18 protein-coding genes are annotated in these 17,407 nt (G+C 44.6%); 12 read left to right on the top strand and 6 right to left on the bottom strand.

Annotation, left to right across the window (positions count from 1 at the left end):
- Positions 1-77: 77 nt before the first annotated feature.
- Positions 78-284, bottom strand: a complete 207-nt coding sequence (locus BacF7301_RS12460) for a hypothetical protein (RefSeq protein WP_167963240.1) — start codon at positions 282-284, stop codon at positions 78-80.
- Positions 285-359: 75 nt separating this feature from the next.
- Here BacF7301_RS12460 and BacF7301_RS12455 point away from each other — a divergent pair, with 75 nt between their 5' ends.
- The 4 genes from BacF7301_RS12455 to BacF7301_RS12440 all read left to right on the top strand — a co-directional run bounded on the left by BacF7301_RS12455 (position 360) and on the right by BacF7301_RS12440 (position 4,898).
- Complete coding sequence (locus BacF7301_RS12455; RefSeq protein WP_167963239.1) at positions 360-659, top strand: nitrous oxide-stimulated promoter family protein; 300 nt, start codon at positions 360-362, stop codon at positions 657-659.
- Between the two features lie 34 nt (positions 660-693).
- A complete protein-coding gene (locus BacF7301_RS12450) occupies positions 694-1,428 on the top strand; it encodes an SDR family NAD(P)-dependent oxidoreductase (protein WP_167963237.1) in 735 nt (244 codons plus the stop codon).
- Between the two features lie 111 nt (positions 1,429-1,539).
- Positions 1,540-1,809: a zinc ribbon domain-containing protein gene (locus tag BacF7301_RS12445; protein WP_167963235.1), complete on the top strand. Its 270-nt coding sequence runs from the start codon at positions 1,540-1,542 to the stop codon at positions 1,807-1,809.
- A gap of 332 nt (positions 1,810-2,141) precedes the next feature.
- On the top strand, positions 2,142-4,898 hold the full coding sequence (locus BacF7301_RS12440) for a hybrid sensor histidine kinase/response regulator (protein WP_167963233.1): 2,757 nt from the start codon (positions 2,142-2,144) through the stop codon (positions 4,896-4,898).
- A 99-nt stretch (positions 4,899-4,997) separates the two neighbouring features.
- Here the strand turns inward: BacF7301_RS12440 and BacF7301_RS12435 are convergent, their stop codons facing one another.
- Both BacF7301_RS12435 and BacF7301_RS12430 read right to left on the bottom strand, forming a co-directional pair.
- Entirely contained in the window at positions 4,998-5,261 is a 264-nt protein-coding gene (locus BacF7301_RS12435) for a GNAT family N-acetyltransferase (protein WP_167963231.1), read from the bottom strand.
- 26 nt (positions 5,262-5,287) lie between these two features.
- Positions 5,288-6,601, bottom strand: a complete 1,314-nt coding sequence (locus BacF7301_RS12430) for a TIGR01777 family oxidoreductase (protein ID WP_167963229.1) — start codon at positions 6,599-6,601, stop codon at positions 5,288-5,290.
- Positions 6,602-6,800: 199 nt separating this feature from the next.
- Here BacF7301_RS12430 and BacF7301_RS12425 point away from each other — a divergent pair, with 199 nt between their 5' ends.
- From BacF7301_RS12425 to BacF7301_RS12405, 5 genes are all read left to right on the top strand, one after another.
- Complete coding sequence (locus tag BacF7301_RS12425; RefSeq protein WP_167963227.1) at positions 6,801-7,889, top strand: Fic family protein; 1,089 nt, start codon at positions 6,801-6,803, stop codon at positions 7,887-7,889.
- A 37-nt stretch (positions 7,890-7,926) separates the two neighbouring features.
- A complete protein-coding gene (locus tag BacF7301_RS12420; RefSeq protein WP_167963225.1) occupies positions 7,927-8,907 on the top strand; it encodes a lytic transglycosylase domain-containing protein in 981 nt (326 codons plus the stop codon).
- Between the two features lie 40 nt (positions 8,908-8,947).
- A complete protein-coding gene (locus BacF7301_RS12415) occupies positions 8,948-9,862 on the top strand; it encodes an ion transporter (protein WP_167963223.1) in 915 nt (304 codons plus the stop codon).
- Between the two features lie 41 nt (positions 9,863-9,903).
- On the top strand, positions 9,904-12,405 hold the full coding sequence (gene galB, locus BacF7301_RS12410) for a beta-galactosidase GalB (protein ID WP_167963221.1): 2,502 nt from the start codon (positions 9,904-9,906) through the stop codon (positions 12,403-12,405).
- A 74-nt stretch (positions 12,406-12,479) separates the two neighbouring features.
- Complete coding sequence (locus BacF7301_RS12405; protein ID WP_167963219.1) at positions 12,480-12,788, top strand: HigA family addiction module antitoxin; 309 nt, start codon at positions 12,480-12,482, stop codon at positions 12,786-12,788.
- Here BacF7301_RS12405 and BacF7301_RS12400 read toward each other — a convergent pair.
- Positions 12,783-13,151 carry a ribosomal maturation YjgA family protein gene (locus BacF7301_RS12400; RefSeq protein WP_167967186.1) on the bottom strand — a complete coding sequence of 123 codons (369 nt, stop codon included), beginning with the start codon at positions 13,149-13,151 and terminating at the stop codon, positions 12,783-12,785. The two genes, BacF7301_RS12405 and BacF7301_RS12400, sit on opposite strands and share 6 nt — an antisense overlap.
- 177 nt (positions 13,152-13,328) lie before the next feature.
- Between BacF7301_RS12400 and BacF7301_RS12395 the strand changes: the two genes are divergently transcribed.
- From BacF7301_RS12395 to BacF7301_RS12385, 3 genes are all read left to right on the top strand, one after another.
- The gene (locus BacF7301_RS12395) at positions 13,329-13,997 is read left to right on the top strand and encodes an MgtC/SapB family protein (protein WP_167963217.1); all 669 of its coding nucleotides are present in this window, start codon (positions 13,329-13,331) and stop codon (positions 13,995-13,997) included.
- 94 nt (positions 13,998-14,091) lie between these two features.
- Positions 14,092-14,439 (top strand): type II toxin-antitoxin system RelE/ParE family toxin, encoded by a 348-nt coding sequence (locus BacF7301_RS12390; RefSeq protein ID WP_167963215.1) that lies wholly within the window; start codon positions 14,092-14,094, stop codon positions 14,437-14,439.
- 4 nt (positions 14,440-14,443) lie between these two features.
- Positions 14,444-14,758 (top strand): helix-turn-helix domain-containing protein, encoded by a 315-nt coding sequence (locus BacF7301_RS12385; RefSeq protein WP_167963213.1) that lies wholly within the window; start codon positions 14,444-14,446, stop codon positions 14,756-14,758.
- Positions 14,759-14,761: 3 nt separating this feature from the next.
- Here BacF7301_RS12385 and BacF7301_RS12380 read toward each other — a convergent pair whose 3' ends face one another.
- Together BacF7301_RS12380 and BacF7301_RS12375 are read right to left on the bottom strand one after the other, a co-directional pair.
- Complete coding sequence (locus tag BacF7301_RS12380; RefSeq protein ID WP_167963211.1) at positions 14,762-15,535, bottom strand: TIGR03915 family putative DNA repair protein; 774 nt, start codon at positions 15,533-15,535, stop codon at positions 14,762-14,764.
- A complete protein-coding gene (locus tag BacF7301_RS12375; protein WP_167963210.1) occupies positions 15,532-16,800 on the bottom strand; it encodes a putative DNA modification/repair radical SAM protein in 1,269 nt (422 codons plus the stop codon). The genes BacF7301_RS12380 and BacF7301_RS12375 overlap by 4 nt, the downstream gene beginning before the upstream one ends.
- Between the last annotated feature and the right edge of the window lie 607 nt (positions 16,801-17,407).

The raw sequence follows: 17,407 nt of genomic DNA, 5'->3' as shown, positions 1-17,407 counted from the left end.
AATCCCGTTAGAAAGATTCAAATCCTCTTTCCACTTTCATTGACATAAATCAAAAAAACTCAGAACAGGAAGTCTCCTTATCTTTTCACCAGTCTTTTAGGCGAACCATGCCACGAACAGCCCAAACAATAGACCTCTGTCAAATCGAATCCTTCCATAGAATCGGCAGGATTCTTGGGCACGACCTCTCCATCTTCCATTACATAAACCAGCAATCTTTCGTTCCGGTCATTCTTTACATATAGGGCAGCAATCTTACATTGCGGACACAATAACTTTCTCATGCTGCAAAGATACAAAACAGAATTGGATATTTTTTCTGTAATCTTCCTTATCTTTGTACAGTTCAAAAAGAGAAGATGAAGAAACAACGCATCGCACATGAGAAGAAAATAGTAGAATTGATGGTACGTCTCTACTGCCGTAAGAAGGAGAAGAACGCTGTTCTCTGCCCTGATTGTGAGGAGCTGCTTCGCTATGCGCATGCGCGTCTTGACCATTGCCCGTTCGGAGAAAACAAAAGTTCATGCAAGAAATGTACGGTGCATTGTTACAAACCGACAATGCGTGAACGGATGCGGGTGGTGATGCGCTTCTCCGGTCCGCGAATGTTGATTTATTCACCTTGGGAAGCTATCCGGCATTTGCTGAATTTATAGAAAAACAACGTTAATCTAAACATATATATTTCTAATGAAACGAGCTATTATTATAGGAGCCACTTCCGGCATCGGGCAAGAAGTTGCAAAATGCCTGTTGCTGGAAGGCTGGCAGATTGGAATAGCAGGCAGACGACAGTCCGCCCTCGAAACCCTACAACGGGTTGCACCCGACCAAATCGAAATCCAGACTTTGGACGTGACTCAGGAAGACGCAGCGGAAAAGCTGAACATACTCATCAACAAAGTGGGCGGCATGGACTTATTTCTCCTTAGTTCCGGCATCGGTTTCCAAAACATGAAGCTGGATATGGAAGTGGAATTGAATACGGCGCGTACCAATGTGGAAGGATTTATCCGCATGGTGGATACAGCTTTTGCATATTTCAGAAAGAATGGTGGCGGACATTTGGCGGTAATCAGTTCCATTGCAGGAACAAAGGGGCTTGGTGTAGCGCCTGCCTACTCTGCAACCAAACGTTTTCAGAATACTTATATCGATGCCCTTGAGCAACTTGCACATCTCCAGAAATTGAAGATTCATTTCACCGATATTCGCCCCGGATTTGTATCCACCGATTTATTGAACGACGGAAAGCATTATCCGATGCTGATGAAAGCGGAAAAGGTGGGAAGACATATTGCCGATGCCCTGAAGCATAAAAGGCGGGTAGTAGTAATCGACTGGCGTTACCGAATACTCGTATTCTTCTGGAAAATGATTCCCCGCTGGATATGGAAACGCCTGCCTGTAAAAACGAATGGATAACAGAACGAACCGGCAGAAAAAAGGATTGAAAATTAGCAAGAAGGGATAAGTATTGTTCCAATAAATCTTCCTATATTTGTTCGGTAACAGAAACTTAAAACAAGAATAAAGATGGAACAGAAAATTTGTCAATGTTGTGCCATGCCGATAGACGAATCTACATTCGGAACAGAAGCGGACGGTAGCAAGAACCAAGATTATTGTCACTATTGCTATGAGAACGGACATTTCACCAAAGACTGTACGATGGACGAAATGATTGAACTTAACCTGAAGTACCTCGACGAGTTCAACAAAGACTCGGAAGTAAAGTACACCATTGAAGAAGCACGCGCCACCATGAAAGAATTCTTCCCCCAACTGAAAAGGTGGAAAAAATAAGAAAGAACAACAGAGAGGGCTGTATAAAAAAAGGCAACAACATCAAGCAAATTTGTTTCGATAGTCTTTTGATACAGCCCTTTATGTCTTTTATAGAAGTCTCCAGCCAACCTTATCCCGAAAATGAAAAAACACAGTATTCATCTGCTAATTGTCCATGAATAGACAACAGGAATTGTTCATATTTTCTTTTTTATCATACATTATTTCGCTTTGTCGCATTTTTATTATACATTTGTAACGCTACGTTCTTTCATTAGGACTGTAATATAATATAGTGAATCAGAAAAATGAATAGTTCAGTCCTGATTACGGATAAAAATAGACGACAAATGAAACAAACCGAATCAGCTTCTCTCAAAGACGACAATATGTCTTCGGAAAATGATATTTTCGAATCGGAGCAGGCACAACTCTTACTTGCGGACAAAATCTATGCCAGTTTACCTATGAGTATCGAAATCTATGATACTAATGGCATCCTGCGCAAAATCAATGAACCGGCATTAAAGATGTATGGAGTAAGTGACCCGACAACAGTCATAAACAAAGTCAATCTTTTCGACAGCCCTTATATGGATGCCGAGTTGAAATCCAAGGTACAAAGGGGCGAGGATACCACTCTGGAGTTTGAATACGACTTTGAACGTATCAACAACGATGCCTATTTCAGCAGCAAAAACAAGAATTCTATCATTTACGAAACCCGGATAGTCCCTATACTCAATGATAAAGGCAGTATCATCGGACATATACTACTCTCCAATGACGTGACTTCCGACAAAGAAGCGGAGTTCCGGACAGAAGAAAGCAAAAAGAACCTGGAAATGGCAATGGAAGCAGCGAATATGGCGTCATGGGTATATAACGTCCACAAAAAGGAATTCAGCACATTACACGGAGACGCGCTGGCAAAAGAAGCGATGACCCTGGAACAGATGCAGAGCCTGCTGCACCCGCAAGACCGCATACAGTTAATGCAGCTTTTCGCCCAGCTCATAAACAGGGAAACCCAACAGGTACACACCACACTGCGTTTTTACAACAAAGAAGAAAAACAATACCGCCATTACGAAAGCCGGATGAGATTATCATCCGAACATCGGGGCAAACTACTAATCGTCGGTACCCAACTGGATGTAACGGAAAAGGTGCAAATGCTGAAAAAGACACAAGACCTGACTTCAAAACGCGAACTTGCCATGCAAGTGAGCAATATCGTGCATTGGGATTTCGACGTAAGCAGCCAGAAATTCGAATCTTACAATGACCCTATCAACGATTATGCTCCCAACAGGCTTATCACCATCAAAGAATTTGAGAGCGTCGTGCATCCGGACGATCGCTCCACTTATTTCGACGCGATGCAATCCATGCTGTCCGGTGAAAACGAAACCGTAAATTTCACTTGCCGCATACAGACCAAGTACGATGAATCATGGCAGTATTGCAACGTTATCGGTGTGCCATTCGAGCAAGACGAGAACGGGAATACCATACGTTTCACCGGTTTCCGTCAAAATATCTCCAAGCTCCACCGCTTGAACGAGGAGCTCAAAGAGAGAAATTACAAAATGGAGCTTACTTTCAAGACTGTCGGAATGTCCTATTGGGATTTTGACGTGACAACCCTGCAATTCACGGCTTTCAATGATCCCGTAAACGATTATCACCCCGAAACGCCAATCAATATCGACCAATATTTAAGTGCCGCCCATCCGGACGACATAGAAACCGTGCGTAAGTATTTCGAGAGCATGCTTCAGGGAAAAGAACAGGAATTCAATTTCCAGTACCGTTCCAAAACAAAATGGGATAAAGAATGGCAGACTCTGATAGTCACCGGTATTCAGGTGGAAAGAGATAAAAAAGGCAAAATCATCCGCTACACCGGCATCAAGTTCAACAACACGAAGTGGGAGAAGATGGCACAGCAATTAAAGGAGCTTAAAGACAAAGCCGAACTTTCCGACCGTCTCAAATCCGCTTTCCTCGCCAATATGAGCCACGAGATACGTACGCCGTTGAATGCTATTGTCGGTTTCTCCGGACTGATGGTAGATTGTGACGACCCCGAAGAAAAGGCGGAATATATGGAAATTATCGAATCGAACAACGAACTGTTGTTGCGCCTGATTAACGATATTCTCGACCTTTCCAAGATTGAATCAGGCATACTCGAACGCAAGAGGGAAAAATTCAATCTGGCAAAGGTATCCGGTGAGCTTTACACCATGATTCAACCGAAAATCACCAATCCGGACGTAGAATTTATCATGGATAATTCCGGTCCGGACTGTTGGATATTCCTGGATAGAAACCGGCTCAAACAAGTGTGGATGAATTTCCTCACGAATGCAATAAAATGTACCCATTCCGGACATATAAAAATGGGATACAGCATAGAAAACGGTGGTATCAGGTTTTATGTGGAAGATTCGGGGGTCGGTATCCCGCTTGAATTACAGAACAGGGTATTCGGACGATTTCAAAAGCTTAATGAATTCGCACAGGGAACGGGACTCGGATTAGCTATTTCGAGGGCTATCATAGAAGGCGCGGGGGGAGAAATAGGATTTACTTCCACGCCCGGCGCCGGTTCTACTTTCTGGGCATGGGTGCCGTGTGAAATAGACATGCAGGAAGATGCAGAAACGAAAGCAGCGTCACAGTCTGTTCAAGCTGTTCAGGCAGAAAAGGAAGTTCCTTCAAGGCAACCTATTTCTCTGAAAAATATAAATGAGAAAGAGCTTCAAATACTGATTGCCGAAGATAATGACAGTAATTATTCATTAGTGAAACATATCCTCAAGGAATACCAGATTACCCGTGTGGTGAACGGAGTGGAAGCAGTGGAACAAGTACGTAATGACAAGTTCGACATCGTCCTCATGGATATGAAGATGCCGATTATGGGCGGGCTCGAAGCTACAAAGAAAATCAGAGAACTGAATCCTGTCATCCCCATTATCGCACTTACCGCCAATGCATTCGATGCCGACAGGGCAAGCGCCATGGAAGCAGGATGCAACGCATTCTTAACCAAGCCATTGAAAAAAGAAGAGTTACTTGAACTTTTTTCCTTATAACTTATCAATGGTAACAATACAAAAACGGTAACAATACAATACCAGTTCTCAATATAGCCACCCGGGACACTCCATACTCAAATCCTTTTATCATTTTTTTTATCCCAGTTCCGGGTGGCGCTCTAACCACTTCACGGCATATGAGCAGGTGGCTTTCGGTTTCATTCCGTTGGACAGCGCGTAGTCATAAGCGGCTTTTACCAGTGCGGCGGCTATTCCGCGACCTTCTATCGGACGGGGGACAATCGTGTGGATGATGTCGAGAGAATCACCTAAAAGGCGATATTGTACAAAGGCGGTGCGACCGTCTACTTCTGTCTTGAACAGTTTCTGTTCGGGCTGATGAATAATTTCGTAATCCATAATCTTGTTTTTTAATCTTGTTTTTTTTAGAATTGCTCGATCCATTGCAATCGGTTTGTATCGTAGCCACGGCGTTCGGCAGCGGTGACGAGTTTTTTCTTTATATCTTCCGGCAGTTGCGGTGTCCGGCTGAGTATCCAGAGATATTTGTCGGTGCTGCTGCCTACAAGTGCATAGTTGTAATTCTCCCCGTCCAATTCCAGCACATAATAGTCTGAATAGAAGTTGAGAAAGAAAGACACTTTCAGTTTGCCCGGCTGCGAGGAGTCGGGTATCTTGGCGTGACCGTTGGCGGTCCTGCAAATATCATAGGGAGAATTACGCTTGCATCCCCGGTTCTCTACACGGATAGTGCCGTCCGGACGGAGCGTGTAGGTGGCGGTCACATCGACAAGTCCACGTTCAAAGCGGTTCTCGTAGCGGGCTATTTCATACCAAAGTCCCATGTAGCGGTTCAGGTCGAGGGTTCGGACGGTACTGTGGTCTGTTCCTTTGAAAAGCCGTTCTACGTTGGGGACAGCGAAGTGGAATCCTGCTTCCTGAAGGCGCGTAGGACGCACCCGCTGACCGGATGTGAGGAAAGAAGCGGCTTCCCCATAGAGCGTTCGGAAGACTGTTTGAGGAACGACGACTGTTGCCCACGCATGATAGGCTTTCGCCATTTCACGGGCGAAAGTATATTGGGAGATTTGTTGCGGAGCAACCAGGTTATATACGCCGCGTGTCTCCTCATGACTGATAAAAAATTCCATGGCACGGCAGAGGTCGCGCATATCTATCCACGGGAAAGGCTGGGTGCCGGGACCGATGGCAGCGGCAATCTTCGTTGCCTGCAAAGGACGGAGCATCTGCTGCATCGCCCCGCCGTCCGGTGAAAGCACGACACCGAAACGGGTAATGACGAGCCGCGTATGTTCGGGACAGCGTTTGGCTTCTTTCTCCCATGCATAGCAAAGGTCGGACAGGAAGCCGTCTCCACGGGTACGGGTATATTCGTCCACTTCCGCCATCGCAGGATAATATCCCACGGCAGAAGCGGAAATCATCAACTTCGGTTTCGTCCGCACAGCATTCAGCGCACGGATTATACGGTGCGTGACAACGATACGACTGTCGAAAAGCTCTTGCTTGTGCTCCGGCGTCCAACGCTTGTTAATCGGCGCTCCCGCCAGATTGATGATGACATCGCAATGCGCCAGCGTCTGAATCAAATGCCCGGACATGCCTTCACGAAACATCGACCTTCCCAAAGGAATCACGCGATGTCCGCCCTTTTCGGTCAGATAGTTGGAGAGATGTTTACCTATATATCCGGTAGCTCCGGTCATTGCTATATTCATTTTGATTCTATTGTATATTTAACTATACTAGAAAAACGTATAAAATGCAGGAAAAGTTCTTTGAAAAAAGCAAAATGAGGTTATCTTTGCAAACGGCATAGTGCCGGAGCAAGGTTTCCTTGCGGCATAATTGCCGTTTCAGGTTATCTATTTAGTTAATACACCATGCTCAAACTTATGTTTATTGATGATTGATCATATGGAAGAATTCGAAGAATATATCAAACAAGGTGAACCTCACAAAAAAGAAAAAGGTTATGCTTGGCTAACTGCGATAGGATTGCAGGCTGTGGACGGGCTGAAACCTTCAAGCTATCTGATACAGACAGCCCGGCAGCACATTGAGGGTGATATCACCATTGATGAAGTAAAGCATTTGGTAGACAGCTATTACAAATCAAAAGCTATTAGAACTGATATAGAAGACCGGACGGAAGAAGCAGATAAAGTTTCGGCCCGCATTACTGAAATTCTTTCGGAAAAGACCTTCAAATTTTCCCCTGTAGAGTACATAACCATTCATAGACGATTATTTGAAGGCATTTACAAATTTGCAGGAAAAATAAGAGATTACAATATCACCAAAAAAGAATGGGTACTAAAAGGAGATACTGTCCTCTACGCAAGTGCCGGCATTATTCGTGACACCTTAGATTATGATTTTGCACAAGAAAAGGATTTTGATTACAAAGGTCTGAATATAGACGAAGCCATCAGGCATATTACAAAATTTGTGTCGGGAATATGGCAAATACATGCTTTCGGAGAAGGTAATACCCGAACCACTGCTGTATTTACCATCAAATATTTACGCACTTTCGGGTTTAATATCAGCAACGAAGCATTTGTCAATCATTCATGGTATTTTCGGAATGCTCTAGTCCGTGCAAACTATAACAATCTGACAAATGGTATTTATGCCACGACTGAATATATTGAAAGGTTCTTTAGAAACCTGATTCTTAATGAGAAAAATGAATTAAAAAACCGTTATCTACTAATTGAAGAACTTGATAACCAAACAATTAAAAGTGCAAATTCACTAAACGCAGATACCCCAAAGAGCAAAAATTGCACTTTAGGCTGCACTTTAGAAGAAATGGCTGTATTGACATACCTCAAAGAAAAGCCGAATGCGACTCAAAAAGAAATAGCAGCCCATATAGGCAAATCAGAAAGAACAATTAAGACAATTACCATAAAATTGAGCGAAAAAGGAATGATTGAGCGAAAAAACGGTAAGCGTAACGGGTATTGGGAAATCAAAATTAACGATTCGAATAACTAAACCATCTATAGAATAAATAAGATTAACAAGAAAAAATATGAAGAAACAAACTAAAATCAACTATATCCTGACTCTTATATTAGTGTTCTGCATCGGCGCTACCATCCCTACCTTGATAGGCAGCAGCCAAGTCAACGAACAACACTCGGCAAAGTCGGAAGTGCCCTATTGCGTCACCTCTCCCACCGTGCCCACCCAAGTCACTTTCGACGGAACCACCATCGACCTTCGCCGCTACGACCGCCGCGAACGGATGGACCGCGAAATGATGGCGTTCACCTACATGCACTCTACGACCATGCTTCTGATAAAGCGTGCCAACCGATATTTCCCTATCGTAGAACCGATATTGAAAGCGAACGGTATTCCCGATGATTTCAAATACCTCATGGTGATTGAAAGTAACCTGAACAATATCGCCCGCTCTCCTGCCGGAGCAGCCGGACTGTGGCAATTCATGCCCGCCACCGGACGGGAATTCGGACTGGAAGTAAATGATAACGTGGATGAACGTTACAACATCGAGAAAGCAACCGTAGCTGCCTGCAAGTACTTCAAACAAGCGTATGAAAAATATGGCGACTGGATGGCAGTGTCCGCCGCATACAATGCCGGACAGGCACGCATCTCTTCCCAACTTGACAAGCAACTGGCAAGCCATGCCATGGACTTATGGTTGGTGGAAGAAACGTCGCGCTATATGTTCCGCCTGCTCGCTGCCAAAGAGATATTCAGCAACCCGCAACGTTATGGATTCCTGCTGAAAAGAGAACATCTCTATCCGGCCATCCCCTACAAGAAAGTGACTGTCAGCACTCCCATCGACAACCTGAGCGATTACGCCAAACAACAAGGCATCACCTATGCACAACTCCGTGACGCTAACCCGTGGCTGCGCGACACTTCACTGAAGAACAAAACCGGAAAGACATACGTTCTCCATATTCCCACACAAGAGGGAATGTACTACGACCCGCAAAAGACTGTTGCCTACAACAAGAATTGGGTAATTGATTAACGCGGAGAAATATATTATTTCATCCGAGACTCGTTTTATTATGAAACTGAAAGAAAGAATCCAACGTTTTCTGCATGACGAAAAACTGAAACGAAAGTTATACGTCATCATCTTCGAATCGGACACCCCCGCAGGGAAATTGTTCGATGTGATTCTTATCGGCTGTATCCTGGTCAGCGTGCTGCTCGTCATCATCGAAAGCCTGAAAGGACTTCCCTCATTCCTGACGACTCCGTTCGTCGTACTGGAATATCTTTTCACCGCTTTCTTCACGTTCGAGTATCTGACGAGAATTTATTGCTCGCCCCGTCCCCGGAAATACATTTTCAGTTTCTTCGGCATCGTTGACCTGTTGGCCACCCTGCCACTCTATATCGGGCTACTCTTCCCGGGTGCACGCTACCTGCTTATCATACGCGCCTTCCGGCTGATACGGGTATTCCGTGTATTCAAATTATTCAACTTCCTGAACGAAGGTGAACGGCTGCTCACCGCCCTGCGCGAGAGTAGCAAGAAGATTGCAGTATTCTTCATGTTTGTCGTTATTCTGGTTACCTCTATCGGGACATTGATGTATATGATTGAAGGTACTCAGCCCGGTTCACAGTTCAACAATATTCCGAACAGCATCTATTGGGCAATCGTCACCATGACTACCGTAGGCTACGGAGACATCACCCCTGCCACCGGTTTAGGAAAGTTTCTTTCCGCCTGCGTGATGCTTATCGGTTACACCATTATCGCCGTACCAACAGGTATCGTATCGGCTTCAATGATGAAAGATTACAAACGCAGAAGAGATAAAGAATGTCCCAACTGCCACCGCTCCGGCCATGAGGACAACGCGGAGTTTTGCAAATACTGCGGAAGTAGCCTGAATCCGCCCGAAACAAAAGAAAAACCAAAAGACGAAGCGAAAGACGAAGCAAAAGACGAAGCGAAAAATGACACATAACTCAAAGCAAAAATGAAAAACAATCTTTACCCCCTATATGTATGAATAAACATCTTAAAATCGCAGTAGCTCTATTAGTAGCTTTACCGGCATTAGCCATCGCACAAGTGCGCACCGAACAGACCTTTGAGAAAGGATGGAAATTCACTCGTGAAGACGACAAGAATTTTAGCCAGAAACAGTATGATGATGCCAAATGGCAATCTGTCACAGTCCCACACGACTGGGCTATCTACGGTCCTTTCAGTATTGACAACGACAAACAGAAAGTAGCTATCACTCAGGATGGCCAGAAGGAAGCACTGGAACACGCAGGGCGCACAGGCGGACTTCCTTTTGTCGGAGTGGGCTGGTATCGCCTGAATTTCGAAGCTCCGGCTTTCTCTTCCGGCAAGAAAGCAACTCTTATCCTTGATGGCGCCATGAGCCATGCCCGTGTGTATATCAACGGACAGGAAGCGGGTTACTGGCCCTATGGCTATAACTCTTTCTACATCGACGCCACCCCTTACCTGAAAGCGAACGAGCAGAACACATTAGCCGTCCGCCTTGAAAACGAAACTGAATCTTCACGCTGGTATCCGGGAGCAGGGCTTTACCGGAATGTTCATCTGGTGATTAACGAAGATGCGCATATCCCGACATGGGGAACGCAACTGACTACCCCTGTCGTGAAAAAAGAATTTGCCAAAGTAAACTTGAAAACCAGTCTCGAATTTCCTTCCGGCAAGTCTTTTACTGATTACCGTATCGTGACCGAACTGAAAGCTCCCGACGGAAAAACAGTAGCCACCAATGAGGAAAAAGGAACGAAGTACGACGGAAAGGTATTTGAACAAGATTTCGTGATAGATGCTCCTTTGCTTTGGTCGCCCGACTCACCGTCGCTCTATTCTGCCGTATCCAAAGTTTACGAAGGAAATACGCTGAAAGACGAATATACCACACCATTCGGTATCCGTTCCATCGAAATCATCCCGAACAAAGGATTTTATCTGAATGGAGAACGTACTGTATTTAAAGGTGTCTGCAATCATCATGACTTAGGACCGTTGGGCGGTATTGCCAATGAAGCCGGTATCCGTCGCCAGATACGCATATTGAAGGATATGGGTTGCAACGCCATCCGTACTTCTCACAATATGCCTGCACCGGAATTGATCCGAGCTTGTGACGAGATGGGCATGATGGTAATGGCAGAATCATTCGACGAATGGAAAGGTGCCAAATTGCAGAATGGTTATCACAAGGTTTTCGATGAATGGGTGGAGAAGGATTTAGTAAATCTGCTTCACCAGTTCCGCAACAGTCCCAGTGTGGTGATGTGGTGTATCGGTAATGAAGTTCCCGACCAATGGAACGGTGACCGCGGTCCGAAGCTTTCCCGTTTCCTGCAAGACATCTGCCATCGTGAAGACCCTACCCGTCCCGTCACTCAAGGTATGGATGCTCCTGATGCTGTGGTTAATAACAATATGGCTGCCGTGATGGATGTAGCCGGATTCAATTATCGTCCACACAAATATCAAGAGAATTACAAGAAACTCCCGCAACAGATTATCCTGGGCAGTGAGACTGCTTCAACGCTCAGTTCGCGCGGCGTGTACAAGCTGCCTGTTGCCCGCCGTTCGATGCATAAATATCCCGACCATCAGGCTTCCTCTTATGATGTAGAACACTGCGGATGGTCTAACTTGCCCGAAGATGATTTTATCCAGCATGAAGACTTGCCGTATTGTATCGGAGAATTCGTATGGACCGGATTCGACTATCTGGGTGAACCGACTCCTTATTATACGGACTGGCCAAGCCACTCTTCCCTATTCGGCATCATCGACCTTGCCGGATTGCCGAAAGACCGTTATTATCTCTATCGCAGCCATTGGAACAAGAAAGAAGAAACGCTCCATATCCTGCCGCACTGGAATTGGGAAGGACACGAAGGGGAAGTAGTGCCTGTATTTGTCTATACCAACTATCCGTCTGCCGAACTGTTCATCAACGGCAAGAGCCAGGGCAAACGCACGAAAGACCTCTCTGTGACGATTGACAACAGCGCCGATTCCGTTTCTATGGCTAACCTTAAACGCCAGCAGCGTTATCGCCTGATGTGGATGGATACGAAGTACGAACCGGGCACGGTGAAAGTCGTGGCTTATGACAAAGACGGCAAGGCTGTTGCCGAAAAGGAGATTCAGACAGCCGGAAAGCCTCATCATATTGAACTGATACCTGACCGCACACAAATTAATGCCGACGGAAAAGACTTGTCATTTGTAACTGTCAGAGTAGTGGATAAAGATGGAAACCTCTGTCCATTAGCCGACAATGTTATCAATTTTAAAGTGAAAGGCGCAGGAACATACCGTGCAGGAGCCAACGGGAATCCCGCTTCGCTCGAATCGTTCCAGACACCGAAAATGAAGGTCTTTAGCGGTATGATGACTGCTATCGTTTCTTCTTCCGACAAGCCGGGAAAGATTATACTGGAAGCTACCGGAAAAGGGTTGGCGAAAGGTGTGTTGGAGATTGAAAGTAAATAGGAAGTAATATAACCGTAGACGTAGTATAACGAAATCTACGGTTATTTCTTTATAACAAATAGAAAGAAAATAGTATGGATACAATAAAAAGACTACCAACACATCCGGGCGATGTATTGAAAGAAGAATTGGAATACCGCAAAATTTCTCAAAAGAAATTCTCGGAAATTCTTGGAGTTCCTTATACAATGCTAAATGAGATTCTGAATGGGAAAAGACCTGTCACCAGTGATTTTGCATTAATGGTAGAGGCAGCCTTAGGCATTAATCCTGAACTACTTATCAATATGCAGACACGTTACAATATGGCTCTAGCCCGCGAAAAAAAGTCTCTCTCGAACCGGCTTAATGAAATACGTAAAATGTGCGCTTCGCTATTATAAACGTTTCTTACCAATACGCTCGAACAAGAAAATTAAAAAGCATCCCACTGCATAACAGGCAATATCCGCCCAATCGAACGTAGAGCCTAGCACAACCCTGGCTACGCGATTCGTTATTCCTAAAGTCTCCACTAATTGGAAGTACTGCATCACTTCTATAAAACAAGCAAAGAGAAATACATAGAACGGCATTCGTGGAATGCCTGTCGGCAGGAATATTCTCACAAAACTATATACCAGCACAACGACCAATACATCTCCGATGTAAGGACGCACGAAATTATCACGTACATACAAAGCTATCAGTACTTCTATACAAAAGATAACCAAAAAGCTGATTATATAAAATATTCTTTTCTTCATCATTCACTCAATCACGGGATTAAACATTTATTTGAGTGTGCGAATATACGATAAAATAGAACGGATACATTCAAATATTACTAAATTAACGACACAAAAAGAGGAAATAATTGTATATTTATAGGTCTAAGCATTTTATCCACAAACAATAAAAAAAACAGAAAGGAGATTGAACGTATGATGTTGAATATGGATTTTGTATTACGCTTGCTAGTTGCCGGAATACTCGGAGCCATTATCGGACTGGACCGCGAATACCGTGCCAAAGAAGCCGGATACCGCACTCACTTCCTCGTTTCGCTAGGCAGCGCATTGATTATGATTGTCTCCCAATACGGATTTCAGGAGATTATAAAAGAAAACAGTGTGACGCTCGACCCTAGTCGTGTAGCGGCACAAGTTGTCAGCGGCATCGGATTTATCGGTGCAGGAACCATCATCTTTCAGAAACAAATAGTCCGCGGACTGACCACCGCCGCAGGCATTTGGGCAACGGCAGGCATCGGGCTGGCGGTCGGCGCAGGAATGTACACTATCGGCATTGCCGCTATGGTATTAACTCTTATCGGACTGGAACTGCTCAGCTACCTATTCAAGAGTATCGGCATGAAAAGCTCCATGGTATCTTTCTCTACCACCAATAAAGACACGCTGAAACTGATAGCAGACAGATTCAATTCTAAAGATTATCTAATAGTCTCTTATGAAATGGAGACGTTGCATCCCGGCGAAGCAGAATTTTATCAAGTGACAATGGTTATCAAGTCAAAACGGAACAATGATGAAGGACATCTGCTTTCTCTGATACAGGAATTTCCGGACGTGACGGTGCAAAGGATTGAATAATGGAAAAACATAATATAACTACACTAAAAAACATTTAGAATGTTTCCATATATAGAACTATTTTAAGTACCTTTGCTACGTAAAAAACAAAACCATGGCGGCAAAAGCAAAGTTCAAAATAGTATATTCAGAAGAAGCAGATAATTTCCTTAACCAGTTGCCCCAAAAGGTAAAAGATAAAATTATCTACAATATAGCAAAGTCTAAATTTGTTATAGACCCGGAACTCTTTAAGAAATTAGACAATACAGATATATGGGAATTCAGGACGCTCTATAATAAAAGTCAATATAGGCTACTGGCATTTTGGGATAAAGTGAACGGGGTAGATACTTTAGTCATTGCTACTCATGGATTTATAAAGAAAACCCAAAAGACTCCTTCCAAAGAAATAACAAAAGCGGAAGAGATAAGAAAGATATATTTTAATTCTAAAAAATGAAAATATGGAAAAAATGAAGTTTTATACGGAAGAAGAAATAATGGATAAACATATAGGAAAGAAGGGAACTCTTGCACGTGATAAGTTTGAAGAGGATTTACAATCTTTCCTTATTGGAGAAGCCATAAAAAAAGCCAGACAATCCAAAAATCTCACTCAAGAAGAACTTGGAAATCTGATAGGTGTACAGAGAGCCCAAATCTCCCGCATAGAAAGTGGGAAAAACTTAACTCTTTCCACGCTGGCTAGAATCTTTAAAGCGATGGGGATAAGTGCCAAATTAGAGATAGACAATTTAGGGAAAGTTGCCTTATGGTGATTTTCACCGCTGTTTCTCCGTCAAATACTTCCAGTAACGCACAGGCATATCCTGCCTGTGTTTTCTCGGATTAATGCGTTCTTTTATACAAATCGCCTTGAAATAAGTTTTCCAAAGTTGTTGGAAGAGTTTTTCGTCTTTATCCATGAGACTTTCGTCCAGCATCCCAGTTATCAGGTGGGATTCGCGACTGTCATCATCAAAAGAAATCGTAGTCACTTCTTGTAGGTCGTAATAAAAGCCATAACGACGTTTCATATCATAGATAATCCACTTTTGGTCGGCAAAACGGTCTTTGAAGTGATGAACAGTAAGCGGCAACGCATTAAATTGCGGTTCGAAAGCAGCGAAGAACGTCCCGTCCGCAGCCTTCTGAAAACGGACGAACTGCATCAAATGTACACGTTCGCCATCCACCTTTTTCCAGATTTGCGCCAGTTGCAGCACATCCGGGTCGGCAAAATTGGTTTCAATGGAACGGGGAGAATCAATCGCCTTGCGGATATAGCGGAAAATAAGCATTCCCACTTCCGGCAGTTCCGACAGCCAACTTTGAGTAAGACAGCCTAATGCCGAGGACGAAACTTTTTTCTGCAATCCACGCCATACGCGAGCGGCTTTCTCTTCGTCGGTGACCACCGTATGCAATTCGTCATAGAATAAGGGCAAAGCATCCCCTTCCGACAAGAGTTCGTCGGGAAAAGTCTTGCGGAAATAAGCGTCAAAGACAGCAGTCAGCAGACCGTCAAAGGTTTTATCGTAGATATAAATATTCATTCTCCGAAGTCAAGTATCAACTGGCGTTCGTCCACTTTCTTTTTAGGTTTCGGCAGCAGCAGGGTGCGTACCCGTTGCGGAGAAAGCTCGTTCACGGTCTGCATTTGCAGGGGAAGTTCTTTGCAGGTGATGAAATATTGCGCTTTCTTCATCACTACTCCTATCTTTTTCAATTCATAAAAGCCCAAGCGGGAGAAACGCCGGGAAGCGACAATCAGCTTCGCCGATTTCACGCCGATGCCCGGCACACGGAGAAGCATTTCGTAATCCGCCTTATTGATGTCGACCGGGAAATGTTCGGGATGGCGCAAAGCCCACGAGAGTTTCGGGTCTATTTCGAGGTCGAGGTCCGGGTAGGAGTCGTCCACTATTTCGTCTACTTTGAATTGGTAGAAACGCAGCAGCCAGTCGGCCTGGTAAAGCCGGTTTTCGCGTACCAGCGGTGGTTGCTTCAAGGCGGGCAGGCGCTTGTCGTAAGTATTTACGGAGACATAGCCGGAGTAGTAGACACGCTTCATCGTGGGACGGTTGTAGAGTGCCGACGAGAGGAACAGAATGTCTTTATCCGATTCGGAAGTGGCGCCGACAATGACTTGCGTACTCTGTCCGGCAGGTGCGAAGCGCGGGGCATGGCGGAATTTCTGCCGTTCTTCCTTGCTCTCCAATACGCCCTGCTGGATATATTTCATCGGGGCAAAGACGCTTTTATGGTCTTTTTCCGGTGCAAGCAGTTTCAAGTTCTCTTCTTTGGGAATTTCTACGTTGACACTGAGACGGTCGGCATACAGTCCGGCCTCGTTCACCAGTTCGCGGCTAGCACCGGGGATGCTTTTCAGATGGATGTATCCGTTGAAGCGATGCACTAGTCGCAGGTCTTTGGCAACACGCACAAGGCGCTCCATCGTATAGTCGGGGTTACGGACTACGCCGGAACTGAGAAACAGACCTTCTATATAGTTGCGACGATAAAATTCCATCGTTAGTTCCACCAGTTCGGATACCGAGAAGGTGGCACGCGGAAGGTCGTTACTACGCCGGTTGATGCAGTAGGCGCAATCGTAGATGCAGTAATTGGTAAGCATGATTTTCAGCAGCGATATGCACCGCCCGTCCTCGGCAAAACTATGGCATATCCCCCATCCCCCCACAGTATTGCCCAGCATCCCCGGTTTGTTGGAGCGCACTGTGCCACTGGAAGAGCAGGAAACATCATACTTGGCGGATTCCGCAAGTATCTTCAGTTTAGCCAGGACATTTTCGTTCATAATTCCCAATCTGATTATTTCCGCAAATATACGATTTAATTCGAGATACATATAGAAAAAAGGCATAAGCGGAACCAAACAATAAGTTAATAAAATCGCCTTCAGCCTTCAGGTCCTTCCAAAAGTCCCCATTTCATCGAACAATTTGGCTGAAACCGGTACTGAAATCAAAAGGAAGTCTTTCAGCCTGTTTTTTAGAGCCTTCATTTACCTTAAATAGAAGGCCTATTTGATTAAAACAGAGCGTCTGTTTCACCTAAATAGAGCGTCTGTTATCTTTTGATATAAATACCGACTCTCATATTGCCCATGCTTGGAGTCCATGAGTACCGCCCCACATGTCAGCATCCCTTTGCCGACATATCAGAAGCCCTCAACCGACATCTTAGTAAGTTTTAGCCAACGTGTCAGCAAACATTCGCCAACACATTGTTGAGCGGCTGCCTACAAAAAATCCGGCTGAAAGCGGATGAACCCTTTTTCAGGGGACGCTTTCAGCCGGATTGCCTTCTACCAAGTAGTTTCAGAGCTAAAACCAGAAACTGAAAGCAATTTTTGTATTATATATTTGAATGGGTAAAAACACCCATCACATTAGGATTATCAA

The organism is Bacteroides faecium, assembly GCF_012113595.1.
Taxonomy (GTDB): domain Bacteria; phylum Bacteroidota; class Bacteroidia; order Bacteroidales; family Bacteroidaceae; genus Bacteroides; species Bacteroides faecium.
The sequence above is the reverse complement of the archived record's forward strand: the minus strand, read 5'-3'. Positions and strand labels throughout refer to the sequence as shown.